We start from the raw sequence: 16,166 nt of genomic DNA, 5'->3' as shown, positions 1-16,166 counted from the left end.
TAGATTGAAACTCTATTGAAAACAGTAGTTAAACTACGAAGGGTCTATTAAAAATAACGGTTGATCAAACTCTACCGGTGAAGCATCGTCTACTAAAACTTTAACAATTTTACCAGAAACTTCTGCTTCTATTTCGTTAAATAGTTTCATAGCTTCAATTACGCAAAGAACATCTCCTTTGCTAACGGTATCTCCTACCTCAACAAAAGCAGGTTTGTCTGGCGCCGGTTTTCTGTAGAATGTACCAATTATAGGCGACTTTACAGTTACATATTTTGATGTATCATCTTCTTCTTTTGCCGAGCTTGCTTCTGCTTGCGCAGGTGCAGGAGCTGCAGGAGCTGCTTGTGGGGCAGGAGTTTGTGGTATTGCATGAGCAACAGGAATTTGTTGTACAAAAGTGGTTTCTGCTTTTGTTTCTTCTTTTCCTGTTTTTATAGTAATCTTAAACTCTTCGGTTTCTAACTTAACCTCACTGGCTCCAGATTTAGCCACAAACTTGATTAAATTTTGAATGTCTTTTAGTTCCATGATCTTGGTTTGTTGGTTTTTCTTAGTTTTTAGTTAGTATTGTAAGCCCATTTAAGGTAAATAGCTCCCCAGGTAAACCCACCTCCAAAAGCAGCAAACACTAGGTTGTCTCCTTTTTTAAGTTGCTTTTCGTAATCATTAAGCAATAACGGAAGCGTAGCTGAGGTTGTATTACCATATTTTTGAATATTCATCATTACCTTAGAATCATCTAACCCCATTCTATTGGCGGTAGCATCAATTATTCGTTTGTTAGCTTGGTGTGGTACCAGCCAATTAACATCATCATGAGTTAGATTGTTTCGTTCCATTATTTTAGCAGACACATCGGCCATGTTAGACACTGCAAACTTAAACACCGTTTTCCCGTCTTGAAAAACATAGTGTTGCTTATTTTTTACCGTTTCTTCTGAAGCCGGAAGTAGTGATCCTCCAGCGTCTATTTTTAAAAATTGCCTGCCAATACCGTCTGTTCGTAAATACTCATCTTTTAACCCAAGCCCATCATTATTTGGCTCAAACAAAACTGCTCCTGCTCCATCGCCAAAAATTATACACGTAGTTCTGTCTGTGTAGTCTATAATAGAAGACATTTTATCTGCTCCTATTAAAAGTACTTTCTTGTAGCGTCCTGATTCTATGTAGCTTGACGCTGTTGACATTCCAAAAAGAAAGCTTGAGCAAGCAGCTTGCAAATCATAAGAGAATGCATTTGTTGCCCCTATTTGTGAAGCTACATAAGCAGCTGTTGATGCCACGGGCATATCGGGAGTTGCTGTAGCTATTAAAACTAAATCTATTTCTTTTGGATCTAGGTTTGATTTAGAAAGTAAGTCTTGGGCTGCCTGAATGGCTAAAAAAGAAGTTCCTTTAGAGTCGTCTTTTAAAATTCTACGCTCTTTAATTCCGGTACGTGTTGTAATCCACTCGTCATTGGTGTCTACCATTGTTTCGAGAATCTGGTTAGTTAACACATAATCCGGCACATACGCCCCTACAGCGGTAATAGCTGCTGTAACTTTACTCATAGTGTCTCGTGTTTTGTGAAAAAACCCACTAAAATGACTAAAAATTTGTTGAAATTACTAATTTTTAGCCTAAATGTGGTGCAAAATAGCGTGTTTTTAAATTCTATAAAAGTTTTAAATAAAAAAAACCCTCACTTAAGTGAGAGTTTTAACTTTTTTATGCTCCTAATATAGTTTTAGGCTGCATTTTCGTCTGTATTGTCTATAAGCACCTGCCCTCTGTAGTATAATTTTCCTTCATGCCAGTGTGCTCTGTGGTATAAGTGTGCTTCTCCGGTTGTTGGATCTATAGCTATTTGTGAAGCACTTGCCTTATAATGAGTTCTTCTTTTATCTCTTCTTGTTTTAGAGACTTTTCTTTTAGGATGTGCCATGGTTACTCCTTTTTATTTATCTGTTAATAGTTTTTTTAATGCGTCCCAACGGGGATCTGTTTCTTTAATTTCTTCTATTGATTCTGAGTCTTTTACTCCTAATTCTTCGAGTTTTGTGAGTATATCAGATTGTAAGGTTCCATCTGCAATGCCCGGATGTACTCTTTTAGCCGGGACAGAAAGAACAATCATTTCATAAATGTATTGTGCTACATTTATTTGATGCTCTCCGTGAGGGAGAATTAAAATTTCATCATCCTCATCATTATACTCATCACCAAACTTAACAACTATATCTAAAGAACCGTTAATTATTTGATTATACGGCTCGTTAGTAACATCGCAATTTACATTTACATTGCCTTGCGAGCTAAAATGAAGCTCAAGCATACTGCTGGCCTTATGTAATTGTAAATTAACCTCAACATTACTTTGGTTAAATTCGGCAAACTCAAAAGCTTCAAAGAACGAATTATCAATTTCAAATTTAAACTGATGATTGCCTTGCTTTAAGCCTAAAAAAGGAATATTAAACTCCTTAAACTCTTTCATGTCAGCTCAGTTTAAAGCCCTCACTTACAGCAAAGGCGGATGCAAAGATATACATTTTTGATTATTTTGCTAATCTTATCAACATATTTTTTAACAGCTTTTACTGCGATAGTTTTGGGAGCGGACTTTGACTTATTTCTTTATACTCTTCTCTGTTTTTAAAAACTTTAATTGCTAAAAATAATGCCTCTTTAAAAGAGTTGTTGTCTGCCTTGCCTTGCCCGGCAATTTCATATGCAGTGCCGTGATCTGGTGATGTTCTTACTTTAGATAATCCGGCAGTAAAATTAACACCATGTCCAAAAGAGAGTGTTTTAAACGGTATTAATCCTTGGTCGTGGTAGGCTGCTAAAATAGCATCGAACTTTTTGTAACTGTCTGACGCAAAAAAGCTATCGGCAGAATATGGCCCATAAACAAGCTGTCCGGTTTCTTGTATTCGCTCTATGGTTGGTATTAAAATCTTCTGATCTTCATTCCCGATGGTTCCATTATCTCCGCTATGCGGATTAATTCCTAAAATAGCTATTTTAGGTTTTCTAATTTTAAAATCTTGTTGCAACGATTGTGTAACAATAGCTACTTTTTTCTCTACAAGCTCAGGTGTAATAACCTCGGCAACATCTTTAACAGGAATATGATCTGTTAGTAACCCTACTCTCAAGTTTTCTGCCACCATTAGCATTAAACTCTCTCCTTCTAACTCTTTAGCTAAGTAGTCTGTATGCCCCGGAAAAGTAAAGGTTTCTGATTGCACATTATTTTTATTAATGGGTGCTGTAACCAAAACATCTACTTCATTATTTTTTAATGCTTGTGTAGCTGCTTGTAATGATTTTACAGCATACAATCCGCTTTCTTTAGTTGCTTTACCAAACTCTATTTTTGGGGTGTCTCTCCAAACATTTACAACATTTATTTTACCCAGAACAATTTTAGATGCTTTATCTACCCCTGTATAATTGATATTAATATTAAGTGCTTTACGTTGGTGCGATATAGTTTTGGTAGAAGCAAAAAGCACCGGCGTACAAAAATCTAACATTCTGGAGTCTTCAAATGTTTTTAAAATAACTTCACATCCAATACCATTTAAATCACCAATAGATATTCCAACTCGTATTTTTTGTCCGTCACTCATATTGTTAACCCTTAATGTTTAACTTTACACCGTAAAAGTAAGTAATAAATTATACCTAATAAGATGTTTACCGGCATAATTGAAACCACTGCAAAGGTAATAGCTATTACTCCCGAAGGCAAAAATTTACATTTTACCTTTTCGTCTCCTATTACTAACGAGCTTAAAATAGACCAAAGCGTAGCTCATAATGGTGTTTGTTTAACTGTAGTTTCTATAGAAAATGATTGTTACACGGTTACTGCAATAGACGAAACGTTACGTAAAACCAATCTTGGAAATCTTGCTGTTGGCGATTTTGTTAATATTGAGCGCGCCATGAAGTTGGGTGATAGGTTAGACGGGCACATTGTGCAAGGGCATATAGACCAAACTGCTGTTTGTAAAGGTATAGAGCCGCAAGATGGTAGTTATATTTTTACTTTTGAGTATGATACCGCTTCGGGTAACGTAACCATAGAAAAAGGCTCTATTACTGTAGATGGTGTTAGTTTAACCGTGTTTAACGCTAAAAAAAACAGTTTTAGCGTAGCAATTATTCCTTATACTTTTGAGTATACCAATTTTAAAAATTACACCATTGGAAGTGTGGTTAATTTAGAGTTTGATGTTATTGGTAAATATGTGGCCAGGTTAATGAATAAGGAATCGCTTTAAGGCTTTAAGCTTTCCATTTTGCTTTTATTTATTTTAAGTAGTGTTATTTTATTTTCTGTTGGAAAAAGTTTAAGTTTAACAACTTTGACTTCTTTTTTTTCGTTAGGTTTTCCCCAATTATAATATGTTGTTAGTTTAAAAAAGGTAGGGTCGTTTTTCTTGTTGCCAAAATAATTAATGTTAATTAGCCAATCTCCAGCTCCAACTTCATCAATGAAAAAATCTTTACTGGAATATCCTCTTTCTTTTTCGTCTAATATTCTCGATTCATTTGCGTGTAATGTGTGTTCAAAAGTATACACTCGTTGATCTGGACTAACAAATTCAAGGTCAAATTCAGCTTCAGAGGTGTTCCACTCTAAAACAAACCTTATATCTTTTGTAAAATCCTCTATTGTTTGATTTACCGGGACAAAATTCTCTTTTATATTAGATTGGGCGTTTCTCTTATAATAAAGCCATTCCATTTCATTAAAAATTAACTGCCCGATTCCTTCATCAGATACTGTGTTTTTTTGTAAAATGTAAGACATGTATAGCCTCCATGCTTTACTGAAGTTGTTATAATCAACATAAGAATGAGCTAAATCTCTATATGATTGTTTATAAGTTGGTCTGAGTTTAAATATTTTTTGGTACAGGTTTACTGCTTCAAACCTGAGCCCTAATTCTTGCATTTGATATGCTGACGCTTTTAAAATTTCAGGGTTTTCACTGTTTTTCTCAATTACTTCATTTAATATAGAAAGTGTGGCTTGCCTATCGTTAAACTTATTGAATAGTATTTTGGCTGCTTCTATTTTATAAAAATAAGCATCGTTTTTAAGCTCGTTATTATATATAGATAGTGCTTGTGCTTTAGTTGTTGCTTTACTAATGTTTGCTAAACTACTGTTTATTAAAAGTGAGTCTAAGTTTTTTTGTTTAGCATCTCCATAATAAAACTCTTTATTTAAGTACTTGTTAGCTGTTTTTTTTCCTTTTTGACCTCCTCCTGCTACAGCTCCGTAATGTGTTTCTACTACAATTACTCCACCGGCTCCTAAAGTCCCATATTTATTTGTTGCAGCTAATCCTCTTAACGCATAAACTCGTTTTATTTGACTCAAATCTAATATAGGTTCGTTAGCCGAAAAAACACCATCTACTTCCCAGCCTACAGGATAATCTTGAGTTATAGACATAGAGTTTCCGCGAAGGTAGGCTTTACCACTAAACATATCTACTTGAAAGCCCGGCATTTTTCCTCTTAAAGCCTCGCTTAGTGAGGGGTAAGCATTATTTATTTCGTTTCCTTCTACAATAGAAACAGCGTAACCCGCCCTTTTTGGGTCAATTTTACCTCTAGACGTTTCAAAATCTTTATCGGCTATAACAGATTTTACAATTTTTCTTCCATCACTTACCGTTACTATAACCTCTACCTCATCCAGTTCATTCGCCTGGTCTATCATTTTAATATCTAATTGCCGGGTGATGTCTTCTATAATTATAGAAACCGTTTTGAGCCCGATGTGGCTAAATTGAATTAAATCTCCATTTTTTGCTTTAATAGAATACTGCCCGTTAGCTAAAGAAACTGTTCCTTTTTTAGTGTCTGTATTATAGATTGAGACATTTTTTAAAGGGGCGCCTAAGTAAAACACTGTTCCTTTAATTTCTCTTTCAATATAAGTTTGAGAAAATAATTTATTTGAAATACCTAAGAATAATACAATAGTTATTATTAAAAGGCTATATGTTTTTTTAATTAACATTTAAAACAGATAATTAAGTATTTATCCTTTTTTTTTAAGACTATTAATATACTAAAAGTAAGTATATAAACCTGTTAAAAACAAAAAACCCTCAGAATATCTGAGGGTTTTTTTAAGTGGTCCCACCTGGGCTCGAACCAGGGACCCCTTGATTATGAGTCAAGTGCTCTAACCAACTGAGCTATAGGACCCGAAAATTGGGATGCAATATTACTACATATTTTAAAATGCTGCAAGCATTTTTAGCACTATTGCTTAATTTCTTGACAAAGCTCTACTAACACTCCGTTAGTGCTTTTAGGGTGTAAAAATACAACCTTTTTATTATCAGCCCCTTTTTTAGGTGTTTCGTTTAAAATTACAAAACCTTCTGCTTTTAATCGTTGCACTTCTTGCTCAATATCATCAACATCAAAAGCAATATGATGTATCCCTTCTCCTTTTTTTTCTATAAACTTAGCTATCGGGCTATCTGGATTGGTAGCCTCTAACAACTCTATTTTGCTTTCTCCTATTTTAAAAAAAGATGTTTTTACTCCTTCACTTTCTACACTTTCTATTTTATAATGCTCAGCTCCTAACAATTGCTTAAATAATTTGTTAGAAGCTTCTAAATTTTTTACCGCTATTCCTAAGTGTTCAATTTTTTTCATGTTTACTAACTTTGCTTTACTACTGCAAAAGTACGATGTACTGTAAATATAATTGTATTTTTGTGCCATGGAAAGCAACAGACAGAAAAAAATTGCCGGAGTTATACAGCGCGATTTAGCCGAAGTGCTGCAACGTGCTCTTTTAGACAGTGGGATAACAGGTGTTTTAATCTCGGTTACCAAAGTTAGCGTAACTGCCGACTTGTCTATTGCAAAAGCCTATTTAAGTTTTTTCCCTACTGATAAAGCCTCTGAGCTTATAAAAGAGATAAAAGCCGTGCAACCATCTATTAAGCATGAGCTGGCTCAACGCACCAAACACCAGTTAAGACGCATGCCAGAACTGTTGTTTTATGTTGATGATTCTATAGAATATATTGATAAAATTGAGCAATCTCTGAAAGGAGATGAGAATCCTATTAAAAACCCAGATTTGTTAGATAAAAGAAAGAAATCATAGCGGTTGTATTTTCCATTTTACATAGCCAAAAGATACCTGGTATCTAAAAGTTCGCAAAATGCCATTAACATAATCAATAAAATTACATTTTTAGTAATTGTTATTGGTGCTGCTTCTTTATTTATTGTGCTTTCTGGTTTTGCCGGACTAAAAACATTTAGTTTATCGTTTACTAACAAATTTGACCCCGACTTAAAAATAGTGCCTGCTCAAGGCAAGTTTTTTTCTGTTACAGAACAACATAAACAACAGCTTAGTAATGTTGAAGGAGTAGCATCTTTTGCTGAAGAAATAGAGGAGCGTATTTTATTATCTTTTAAACAAAAAAATCAACCTGCCTATTTAAAAGGTGTTCCGGAGCATTATAATACTGTAATTGCAACAGACAGTATTATGTATTATGGTAATTGGTTAGCTATTGATCAAGCCAATGTGGTTGCAGGTTTAGGCATAGCTAACAGCTTAGGGCTTGCAGTGAATGATTATTTAAATCCGTTGGTTATTTTGGCCCCCAAACCCGGAACCGGTTTTTTAACAGGGCAAGCAAAACCTTATAACGAGTTAAATGTTGTTGTTAGTGGAGTATATTCTTTAAACGAAGAACTTGATAAAAAATACTTGTTTGCTCCTTTAAATCTTGTTAGAGTATTGCTTGAAAAAGATAGCACACAAATAACCGGCATTAACATAAAATTACATTCGGAAGTTGATGAGGCTTTGGTTAAAAAAAACCTTCAAAATATTTTTTCTGATGCAGTAATTATTAAAAACAGAGCAAAACTCAATGAAGCATTATACAAAATGCTAAATACAGAGAATTTAGCTACTTACTTAATTTTTACACTTGTTTTAATAATAGCGCTTTTTAATGTAATTGGGGCAGTAATAATGATGGTGTTAGATAAAAAAGAAAATTTAAAAACGCTTTATAGCTTAGGAACTCCAATACAACAACTAAAACAAATATTCTTTTTACAAGGCTTTCTTGTTTCTATATTAGGTGGTGCTTTAGGTATTGTAATCGGTGTTGCTTTAGTTGGCTCACAACAACTATGGGGCTGGTTAAAAATTACCCCTTCGCTTGCGTATCCGGTAGAAATAAAAATAACCAACATTTTTATTGTGTTGGTTACTATTAGTGTTTTAGGGTATGTATCTGCAAAAATAGCGTCCAGCAGAATTTCTAAACGGTTGCTACAATAACTTACCTTACAAACGCTACATGAGAAAACTTTTCTAAAACCTCATCGAATGTTGCAAAAACCTCTGCAGGGTCATCGCTGGTTACCATTTTGTTTCGGTATTCTTTAAAATGAGGTATTCCTTTAAAATAATTGGTATAGTGGCGTCTGGTTTCTAAAACTCCTAATCGTTCTCCTTTCCAGTCTATAGCCATCTGTAAATGTCTTCTTGCAGCAGTTACACGTTCTTCTAAGGTTGGAGGTGGCAAGTGCTCTCCGGTTTTAAAGTAGTGTTTTACCTGGTTAAAAAACCATGGGTTACCAATGCTTGCTCTACCAATCATAGCACCATCCAGACCATACTTATCTCGCATCTCGACCGCTCTTTCAGGCGTATTTACATCTCCATTGCCAAAAACCGGAATATGCATTCTTGGATTATTTTTTACTTCGGCAATTGGTTTCCAATCTGCATCACCCTTATACATTTGTACACGGGTTCTACCGTGAATAGAAATAGCTTTTATGCCAACATCTTGAAGTCTTTCGGCTACTTCTACAATTTTTATAGAATCGCTATCCCAGCCTAAACGCGTTTTAACGGTTACCGGAAGTTTGGTGCGCTTTACCATTGCTTCGGTTAGCTTAACCATTAGAGGAATGTCTCGTAAAATTCCGGCACCTGCATTTTTACAAACTACTTTCTTAACAGGACACCCAAAGTTAATATCTATTATATCCGGATTTGATTGCTCTACAATATCTATGGCTTCGAGCATTGAATCCATTTCTGCTCCAAAAATCTGTATCCCAACAGGACGTTCTTTCTCGTAGATATCAAGTTTTTGAACACTTTTAGCAGCCGCTCTAATAAGGCCTTCGCTAGATATAAACTCGGTATAAACTACATCTGCTCCGTTTTCTTTGCATAATGCTCTAAACGGAGGGTCGCTTACATCTTCCATGGGCGCTAAAAGTAGCGGAAAATCCGGAAGTTCTATGTTTCCTATTTTTACCATCTTAAAAAATTGGGCTGCAAAAGTACTGAAAATCAGTTTATTTTAAAAAGTTACCTCTGCTTCTATTGTTTGTCCGTCTCTATCTACTACTACAGTGGTTGTGTTTCCTTCTTCAAATTTAGAGAGCGCTTTCATGTAGCTCATCATGTCTGTTACTTCAAATTCACCAAGCTTAATTACCACATCTCCTTTTTGTAATCCTGCTTTTTGGGCGGGTTTATCTTCACTAACACCATCTATACGCATTCCTTTACCACTAAACAAATAATCTGGTATTACCCCAAGAGTAACTTTAAAGCGAGGGGCTTCTTGGCTTTCGTTTTTTGTTTTTCTAAAAGCAAGTTTGCCATCATCATTTAATTCTGTAATTACATTAAATATATAATTGCCAATGGCTTGCATCCCGTCGTAATTAAGCTTGTTGTAGTCATCTCCCGGTTTATGATAATCTTCATGTTGCCCTGTAAAAAAATGTAAAACAGGAATATTATTTAAGTAAAAAGAGGTGTGGTCTGATGGGCCAACACCAGACTCGTGCTCTACTAATTTAAACTCTTTGTTTACGGCATTTAATGTTTGCGACCATCTTGGCGATGTGCCTACTCCATGTACGGCAAGGGTTTTATCTGGTTTAAGACGCCCAACCATGTCCATATTAATCATATAGTTTACCGTACTTAAATCTATTGTTGGGTTTTTTACAAAATAATTAGAGCCTAAAAGTCCCATTTCTTCGCCAGAGAAGGCTATAAATAAATAGTTGTTGTTTTTATTTTCTGATTCTTTAAGTTTTCCTGCCAAGTACAACATAATGGCTACACCACTTGCGTTGTCGTCTGCCCCGTTATGAATGGCTTTTTCTCCTCTGTGCAACGAGCCCTGGCCTCCATATCCTAAATGATCAAAATGCGCTCCGATAACAATGGTTGTTGCTGCACTATTATCTAAAAACCCTATCACATTGTGTCCGGTAATTGTTCCATCTGTACTTGAGGTGAAATCAATTTCTTGATGCGGATCGGTTTTTGGAGCAAACCTAAAAGGCTGTAAGTATCCCTCAGTTCCTTTAGGTTGTAACCCTAATTCTTTAAATCTTTCGGCTATATAATTTGCTGCTTTAACTTCTCCTTCTGTACCTGTTTCTCTTCCTTTTAATTCGTCAGCTGCCAAAAAAGCCACGTCTTCTTTTAAATAGTTTTCTAACGCCTGTTTAGAGTTGCATGATACTAAAGAAGTTAAAAATAGTAGTGCAATTAATTGTTTCATAGCCAAGAGGGTTTATTTTTGTACAAAATTAGTTAAATAAACTGTCATGCGTTTACTTTCTGTTTTAGTTGTTTTTATCTTTTTGATTGGTTGTAAAAACAACACTAAAAATCAAGATTCTAATAACCAACAAAACCAAAATACTGTTTCTGACAATTCTTTAATATATCCCGAAGAAAAGCATTTTAAATCGCTTCGCCAAATTACTTTTGGTGGTGATAATGCAGAAGCTTACTGGAGTTTTAATGATGAGCAATTGGTTTTTCAGTCTAACAACCCAAAATGGGGTGTATCGTGCGACCAAATGTTTTTAATGAATTTTAATGATGTTTTTGATAGTATTGTGCCTCCAATGGTTAGTACCGGAAAAGGGCGCACTACTTGCTCGTATTTTTTGCCTGATAATAAGCATATAATTTATGCCTCTACTCATTTAGGTGGCGATGAGTGCCCCGAAACTCCTTTACGTAAAAACGGCAAATATGTTTGGCCTATTTATGAGAGTTACGACATTTTTGTGGCCGATTTACAAGGAAACATTGTTAAGCAGCTTACCAATGAGCCCGGATACGATGCCGAGCCCACCGTTTCGCCTAAAGGTGATAAAATTGTATTTACCTCTATGCGTAGTGGTGATTTAGAGCTGTATACTATGAATCTAGACGGCTCTGATGTTAAACAAATAACCAATGAATTGGGTTATGATGGTGGAGCTTTCTTTTCTCCGGACGGAACTAAAATTATCTTTAGAGCCTCCAGGCCTAAAACAGAAGAAGAAATTGCAGAATATAAAGCCTTATTAGCTGAAGGCTTGGTACAACCAACCGAGATGGAGCTTTTTATTTGTGATGCAGACGGAAGCAACCTAAAACAATTAACAAAGCTTGGTAACGCCAACTGGAGCCCATTTTTTCACCCTTCGGGAGAAAAAATACTTTTCTCATCTAACTTTGAGTCTGAGCGCGGATTTCCGTTTAATTTGTACATGATAGATATAGACGGCACCAACTTAGAGCGTATTACACATAGCGATACTTTTGATGCCTTTCCGGTATTCTCTAACAATGGTAAATACCTTGTATTCTCTTCTAACAGAAACAACGGTGGTGGAAGAGATACAAACCTATTTATTGCCGAATGGGTAGATTAGTTTATTCTATCTTTTTCGTCTAAATCTATTCCTTTTTGGTTGGTAGAAAGTTTAAAGTTTCCAAACTTATATCTAAAACTTATACCAATACTTTGCTGATCATAATAAGCCTGTTTAAAATGATTTTGGCTTAAGTATTTATTGGTGTTACGTAGCTTTCCAAAGGTGTTAAAAACATCTAATGCAGAAATTGTTAATGATGCTCGCCTGTCCCAAAATGTTTTGGTAACACTAACATCTACCGTTTTTAACTCGCTTTGGGTTCCTGTTCCTCCCCATGATATAGGAGAGAGATAATACATCCAGATATCTGCTGTTAAACTTTGGTCTTTTAAAAATGTAAAGTAGTGGTTTATAGATACGTAAGCTGCCCATCTATCATTTTTAAGAAGCTCATTATTATCTTCTATGGCAATAAATTGGTCTTCATCATAAAAATAAGACAGTACTGTATTAATGCTCCAGTTGTTAGTAATGGTTAAGTAAGAGAAATAGTCTATCCCAAAATTAATATTCTTCTCTACATTGGCATAAATGTATTGTATTTCTTGGTTGTCATTATCTTGAAAACTAATCAAGTATGAAGGATCTGTTTTTTGCGAATAATAAAGTTCAAACGTATGGTTTTTTATGGTTTGCCCAAAGGTTACTTTATCATCAATAGAGGGTTGAAGCTTTGGGTTTCCTACCTGAAATGAGTTATCATTTAAGTAATATTTAAACGGATTAAGCTCGCCGTAGTTGGGCCTATCAATTCGTCTTGAATATTGTAAATTCCAACTGTAATTATCTGTTACATTATTTAGTAAATAAAATGTTGGAAACAATTGAAAATACTCTTGTGTGTTGGTTTGATTTTCTGAAAAAGATATTCCTTTTAAACTCGTGTTCTCTCCTCTAAGCCCAACCTTTAAACTCCATTTTTCCCACTCTTTTTCATAACTAACATACGCTGCTAGATTGGTTTCGTTGTACTCAAATAAATCTTGAAATTCCGGGCTATTGCCTTGCAATCTATTTTGGTCTACAGCGCTTGTAGTTTCAACTTTAGTTGCTTTAATACCAGTCTCGAAAATGCTAGATTCACTTGGTAAAACATAGTCTAATTGCCCGGCGTATATTTTAGTGTCTTGGCCGGCTATGTTTATAAATCGGTTTTCGTAAGTATTATTGCTTGCTGTAATATTATAAAGGGTGCTAACACGTTGCGTAGGATCTCTTCTGGTATCAATATAAAATACATCTGCAGAAAGTTTTTGCCCTTCATCATTTAAAGAAATAGCGTAGTTTGCGTTAAGTGCTATGTTTTCTCCGTCTCTAAGTATTTTGTTTGTTGCAAAAAAAGTAGAATCTACCGTTTGGTCTGTTACATTTGTTGCTTCTGTAAAAGCATTTGTTGTTCTTTTGTAATGCGGATTAAAAAATAAATTAGCCGAAAATCCAAGTGATTGATTCTCTGATAACTGAAAATCTACATTACTGTTTAAAGAATGCTCTTCGTATCTGGTTTGTTGGGTTGTGTTTGTGCTCCACTTTCCGTAAGGTTGTAAATTGTTGCTAAAAGTAACTTCTTCTTCAAACCTCGCTCTATAATGTCTGTTTGCATAATTATAGCTTGTAAAAAAATTAACTCCTTTAGCTTTAAAATAATGGTTTGTTCCGATAGAGTTTCGCCATAAAATTCCTTTGCTTGAGCTACCAAATAAGCTGCCATTATAGCCTGCTATTAAGTTTTTTGTGGTTATTATGTTAATTACTGCTCCTCCGGCTGCTTCATATCTGGCAGGCGGGTTTGTAATAACCTCAACAGATTTTATAACATTAGCAGGAGTGCTTTCTAGAAATTGTCTGAGCTCTTCTGAAGATAAATACACTTTTCTGTCGTTAATATAAATAGTTGGTGCGTCTCTTCCTTTTACTAAAAGCTCTCCGCTAATTTCTACAAGCGTGGGGGTTTTAGAAAGTAATTGCCATGTGTCTCCGTCACTTAAAGTAGAGTTCTCTACATTAAATACCAGCCTATCTGCCTTAAGTTCTACGGTTGGTTTTCTTCCTGTAACAACAACTTCGTCTAATTCTTCTTGGGTAGTACTAATTTCAATATTTCCTAAATCTATATTAGAGTTTACAGTAAGTGTAAACTGCTTATTCTCAAAACCTAAATAACTTATTTTAAGTATGTATTTGTTTTCTGCAACATTCTCTAATAAAAACCTGCCTTCTGCATCTGTTGTGGTTCCTGTTGTTATTTGTTGCGTTTCTGCATCCTGTAGTACAATATTAGCAAAGGGAATTCCTGCAGTAGTTTCGTCAACCAGCCTTCCGGTAATATCATAGTTTTGCCCTACTACCAAAACAGTAAAGAGCATAGCAATACAGGTAGTGAAGTAGTTATTAGTCATACTAAAGTTTTGGTTGGTTAATGGTTATTTTTTGCTTTAAAACACGACTGTAAAAAAGTTTTAGCTTGAAAATATAGTAATTATCTTACAAACAAAGATATATGTTATACTATTTTTTTTCAAAACGGTCATTTTTTTATCAATCGCCTGTAAATAAACTATATTTGCACATTAAAATTTTAGTTCGTTAATGCTATATGAAGCATATTAGAAACTTTTGCATTATTGCCCACATAGACCATGGTAAAAGTACTCTGGCCGACCGGTTATTAGATTACACCGGATCGGTTACTGAGCGCGAAAAACAAGACCAACTTTTAGATAACATGGATCTGGAGCGTGAGCGTGGTATAACTATAAAAAGCCACGCTATACAAATGGAGTATACTTACAAAGGAGAAACTTATATATTAAACCTTATTGATACTCCCGGTCACGTAGATTTCTCATACGAGGTTTCTAGATCTATTGCTGCTTGTGAAGGAGCTTTATTAGTTGTAGATGCAGCACAAAGCATACAAGCACAAACAATCTCTAACCTGTATTTAGCCCTTGAAAACGATCTGGAAATTATTCCTGTTTTAAATAAGGTAGATTTGCCAAGTGCTAATCCGGAAGAAGTTACAGACGATATTGTAGATTTACTTGGGTGTGACCCTGAAGATGTAATTCCGGCCAGTGCTAAAACCGGCCTCGGAATTGAAGAGATTTTAGCTGCAATTATAGAGCGTATTCCGGCACCAAAAGGAAACCCAGACGAGCCATTACAAGCCCTAATTTTCGACTCGGTTTATAATCCGTTTAGAGGAGTAGAAACCTATTTTAGAGTGTTTAACGGTTCTATCAGAAAAAATCAAGAAATAAAATTTGTTGCAACCGGAAAATCGTACACAGCCGATGAAGTAGGTACTTTAAAGCTAAATCAAGTTCCTAAAAACGAGATTAAAGCGGGAGATGTTGGGTATTTAATTACCGGAATTAAAGACGCCAGAGATGTTAAGGTTGGTGATACCATTACAGATGCTAAAAACCCAACTAAAAATGCTATTTCTGGTTTTGAAGATGTAAAACCAATGGTTTTTGCCGGTATTTATCCGGTAGATACAGAAGATTACGAAGAGCTCAGAGCTTCTATGGAAAAACTACAACTAAACGATGCGTCGTTAGTTTTTATTCCGGAGAGTTCTGCTGCATTAGGTTTTGGTTTTAGATGTGGTTTTTTAGGCATGCTTCACTTAGAAATTATTCAGGAGCGTTTAGAACGAGAGTTCGATATGACTGTTATTACAACAGTACCTAACGTAAGCTATCATGCCTACACAAAAAAAGAGCCGGAAAAAACCATTATAGTTAATAACCCTTCAGATTTACCCGATCCTTCTACTTTAGACAGGGTAGAAGAACCTTACATAAAAGCTTCTATTATTACTAAGGCAGATTTTGTAGGGCCTGTAATGAGTTTATGTATAGACAAAAGAGGAGAAATAACCAACCAAACATATTTAACCCCTGAGCGCGTTGAGCTAAATTTTGATATGCCTTTGGCAGAAATAGTTTTTGATTTTTACGATAGATTAAAAACTGTTTCTAAAGGATACGCTTCTTTTGATTATTCCCCAATTGGAATGCGCCCGTCTAAACTGGTTAAAGTTGATATTTTAATTAATGGTAACTCTGTTGATGCCCTTTCTGCTTTAGTACATGCAGACAATGCTTATACTATAGGTAAAAAAATGTGCGAAAAGCTTAGAGAACTCATTCCAAGACAACAGTTTGATATTCCTATTCAGGCTGCTATTGGAAGCAAAATTATATCTCGCGAAACCATAAAAGCATTACGTAAAGATGTAACTGCTAAATGTTACGGAGGAGATATTTCTAGAAAGCGTAAGCTTTTAGAGAAGCAGAAAAAAGGTAAAAAGCGTATGCGCCAAATTGGAAATGTTGAGATTCCGCAACAAGCCTTTATGGCCGTACTAAAATTAAACGATTAAC

Annotated in this window: 15 protein-coding genes and 1 tRNA gene; 5 read left to right on the top strand and 11 right to left on the bottom strand. The window is 35.1% G+C overall.

Translation table 11 applies throughout. From position 1 onward, the window contains the following. Positions 1-33 precede the first annotated feature (33 nt). From accB to pdxA, 5 genes are all read right to left on the bottom strand, one after another. Complete coding sequence (gene accB / locus ACZ5CF_RS03145) at positions 34-531, bottom strand: acetyl-CoA carboxylase biotin carboxyl carrier protein (protein ID WP_464580315.1); 498 nt, start codon at positions 529-531, stop codon at positions 34-36. A 29-nt stretch (positions 532-560) separates the two neighbouring features. Next, the gene (locus tag ACZ5CF_RS03140; RefSeq protein ID WP_464580314.1) at positions 561-1,559 is read right to left on the bottom strand and encodes a beta-ketoacyl-ACP synthase III; all 999 of its coding nucleotides are present in this window, start codon (positions 1,557-1,559) and stop codon (positions 561-563) included. A 176-nt stretch (positions 1,560-1,735) separates the two neighbouring features. Next, positions 1,736-1,933 carry a 50S ribosomal protein L32 gene (gene rpmF, locus ACZ5CF_RS03135; protein ID WP_464580313.1) on the bottom strand — a complete coding sequence of 66 codons (198 nt, stop codon included), beginning with the start codon at positions 1,931-1,933 and terminating at the stop codon, positions 1,736-1,738. 12 nt (positions 1,934-1,945) lie between these two features. Beyond that, positions 1,946-2,485: a YceD family protein gene (locus tag ACZ5CF_RS03130; RefSeq protein ID WP_464580312.1), complete on the bottom strand. Its 540-nt coding sequence runs from the start codon at positions 2,483-2,485 to the stop codon at positions 1,946-1,948. Between the two features lie 100 nt (positions 2,486-2,585). Further along, positions 2,586-3,626 carry a 4-hydroxythreonine-4-phosphate dehydrogenase PdxA gene (pdxA, locus tag ACZ5CF_RS03125; RefSeq protein WP_464580311.1) on the bottom strand — a complete coding sequence of 347 codons (1,041 nt, stop codon included), beginning with the start codon at positions 3,624-3,626 and terminating at the stop codon, positions 2,586-2,588. Positions 3,627-3,689: 63 nt separating this feature from the next. Between pdxA and ACZ5CF_RS03120 the strand changes: the two genes are divergently transcribed. After that, a complete protein-coding gene (locus ACZ5CF_RS03120; RefSeq protein ID WP_464580310.1) occupies positions 3,690-4,283 on the top strand; it encodes a riboflavin synthase in 594 nt (197 codons plus the stop codon). Here the strand turns inward: ACZ5CF_RS03120 and ACZ5CF_RS03115 are convergent. The 3 genes from ACZ5CF_RS03115 to mce form a co-directional block, all read right to left on the bottom strand. Continuing rightward, on the bottom strand, positions 4,280-6,040 hold the full coding sequence (locus tag ACZ5CF_RS03115) for a carboxypeptidase-like regulatory domain-containing protein (RefSeq protein ID WP_464580309.1): 1,761 nt from the start codon (positions 6,038-6,040) through the stop codon (positions 4,280-4,282). The two genes, ACZ5CF_RS03120 and ACZ5CF_RS03115, sit on opposite strands and share 4 nt — an antisense overlap. Before the next feature lie 117 nt (positions 6,041-6,157). Beyond that, positions 6,158-6,231 (bottom strand) — tRNA-Ile (locus ACZ5CF_RS03110). Between the two features lie 57 nt (positions 6,232-6,288). Next, positions 6,289-6,693 carry a methylmalonyl-CoA epimerase gene (gene mce, locus ACZ5CF_RS03105; RefSeq protein ID WP_464580307.1) on the bottom strand — a complete coding sequence of 135 codons (405 nt, stop codon included), beginning with the start codon at positions 6,691-6,693 and terminating at the stop codon, positions 6,289-6,291. Positions 6,694-6,760: 67 nt separating this feature from the next. Between mce and rbfA the strand changes: the two genes are divergently transcribed. Both rbfA and ACZ5CF_RS03095 read left to right on the top strand, forming a co-directional pair. After that, the gene (rbfA, locus tag ACZ5CF_RS03100; protein ID WP_464580305.1) at positions 6,761-7,153 is read left to right on the top strand and encodes a 30S ribosome-binding factor RbfA; all 393 of its coding nucleotides are present in this window, start codon (positions 6,761-6,763) and stop codon (positions 7,151-7,153) included. Between the two features lie 3 nt (positions 7,154-7,156). Further along, on the top strand, positions 7,157-8,356 hold the full coding sequence (locus ACZ5CF_RS03095; protein ID WP_464580304.1) for an ABC transporter permease: 1,200 nt from the start codon (positions 7,157-7,159) through the stop codon (positions 8,354-8,356). A gap of 1 nt (position 8,357) precedes the next feature. Here the strand turns inward: ACZ5CF_RS03095 and dusB are convergent, their stop codons facing one another. Then, positions 8,358-9,353, bottom strand: a complete 996-nt coding sequence (gene dusB, locus ACZ5CF_RS03090; protein WP_464580303.1) for a tRNA dihydrouridine synthase DusB — start codon at positions 9,351-9,353, stop codon at positions 8,358-8,360. 42 nt (positions 9,354-9,395) lie between these two features. Continuing rightward, entirely contained in the window at positions 9,396-10,619 is a 1,224-nt protein-coding gene (locus ACZ5CF_RS03085; RefSeq protein WP_464580302.1) for a M20/M25/M40 family metallo-hydrolase, read from the bottom strand. A gap of 46 nt (positions 10,620-10,665) precedes the next feature. Between ACZ5CF_RS03085 and ACZ5CF_RS03080 the strand changes: the two genes are divergently transcribed. Beyond that, the gene (locus ACZ5CF_RS03080) at positions 10,666-11,769 is read left to right on the top strand and encodes a TolB family protein (protein WP_464580300.1); all 1,104 of its coding nucleotides are present in this window, start codon (positions 10,666-10,668) and stop codon (positions 11,767-11,769) included. Here ACZ5CF_RS03080 and ACZ5CF_RS03075 read toward each other — a convergent pair. Continuing rightward, the gene (locus ACZ5CF_RS03075) at positions 11,766-14,171 is read right to left on the bottom strand and encodes an outer membrane beta-barrel protein (protein ID WP_464580299.1); all 2,406 of its coding nucleotides are present in this window, start codon (positions 14,169-14,171) and stop codon (positions 11,766-11,768) included. The two genes, ACZ5CF_RS03080 and ACZ5CF_RS03075, sit on opposite strands and share 4 nt — an antisense overlap. 197 nt (positions 14,172-14,368) lie before the next feature. Here ACZ5CF_RS03075 and lepA point away from each other — a divergent pair, with 197 nt between their 5' ends. Further along, entirely contained in the window at positions 14,369-16,165 is a 1,797-nt protein-coding gene (lepA, locus tag ACZ5CF_RS03070; RefSeq protein WP_464580298.1) for a translation elongation factor 4, read from the top strand. Position 16,166 lies beyond the last annotated feature (1 nt).

It is taken from the genome of Lutaonella thermophila (genome assembly GCF_055387725.1).
This window is presented reverse-complemented; position numbering and strand designations above follow the sequence as displayed.

Coding starts and splice junctions, on each gene's coding strand:
- accB (WP_464580315.1), bottom strand. CDS start 531: ATGGAACTAAAAGACATTCAAAATTTAATCAAGTTTGTGGCTAAATCT.
- ACZ5CF_RS03140 (WP_464580314.1), bottom strand. CDS start 1,559: ATGAGTAAAGTTACAGCAGCTATTACCGCTGTAGGGGCGTATGTGCCG.
- rpmF (WP_464580313.1), bottom strand. CDS start 1,933: ATGGCACATCCTAAAAGAAAAGTCTCTAAAACAAGAAGAGATAAAAGA.
- ACZ5CF_RS03130 (WP_464580312.1), bottom strand. CDS start 2,485: ATGAAAGAGTTTAAGGAGTTTAATATTCCTTTTTTAGGCTTAAAGCAA.
- pdxA (WP_464580311.1), bottom strand. CDS start 3,626: ATGAGTGACGGACAAAAAATACGAGTTGGAATATCTATTGGTGATTTA.
- ACZ5CF_RS03120 (WP_464580310.1), top strand. CDS start 3,690: ATGTTTACCGGCATAATTGAAACCACTGCAAAGGTAATAGCTATTACT.
- ACZ5CF_RS03115 (WP_464580309.1), bottom strand. CDS start 6,040: ATGTTAATTAAAAAAACATATAGCCTTTTAATAATAACTATTGTATTA.
- mce (WP_464580307.1), bottom strand. CDS start 6,693: ATGAAAAAAATTGAACACTTAGGAATAGCGGTAAAAAATTTAGAAGCT.
- rbfA (WP_464580305.1), top strand. CDS start 6,761: ATGGAAAGCAACAGACAGAAAAAAATTGCCGGAGTTATACAGCGCGAT.
- dusB (WP_464580303.1), bottom strand. CDS start 9,353: ATGGTAAAAATAGGAAACATAGAACTTCCGGATTTTCCGCTACTTTTA.
- ACZ5CF_RS03085 (WP_464580302.1), bottom strand. CDS start 10,619: ATGAAACAATTAATTGCACTACTATTTTTAACTTCTTTAGTATCATGC.
- ACZ5CF_RS03080 (WP_464580300.1), top strand. CDS start 10,666: ATGCGTTTACTTTCTGTTTTAGTTGTTTTTATCTTTTTGATTGGTTGT.
- ACZ5CF_RS03075 (WP_464580299.1), bottom strand. CDS start 14,171: ATGACTAATAACTACTTCACTACCTGTATTGCTATGCTCTTTACTGTT.
- lepA (WP_464580298.1), top strand. CDS start 14,369: ATGAAGCATATTAGAAACTTTTGCATTATTGCCCACATAGACCATGGT.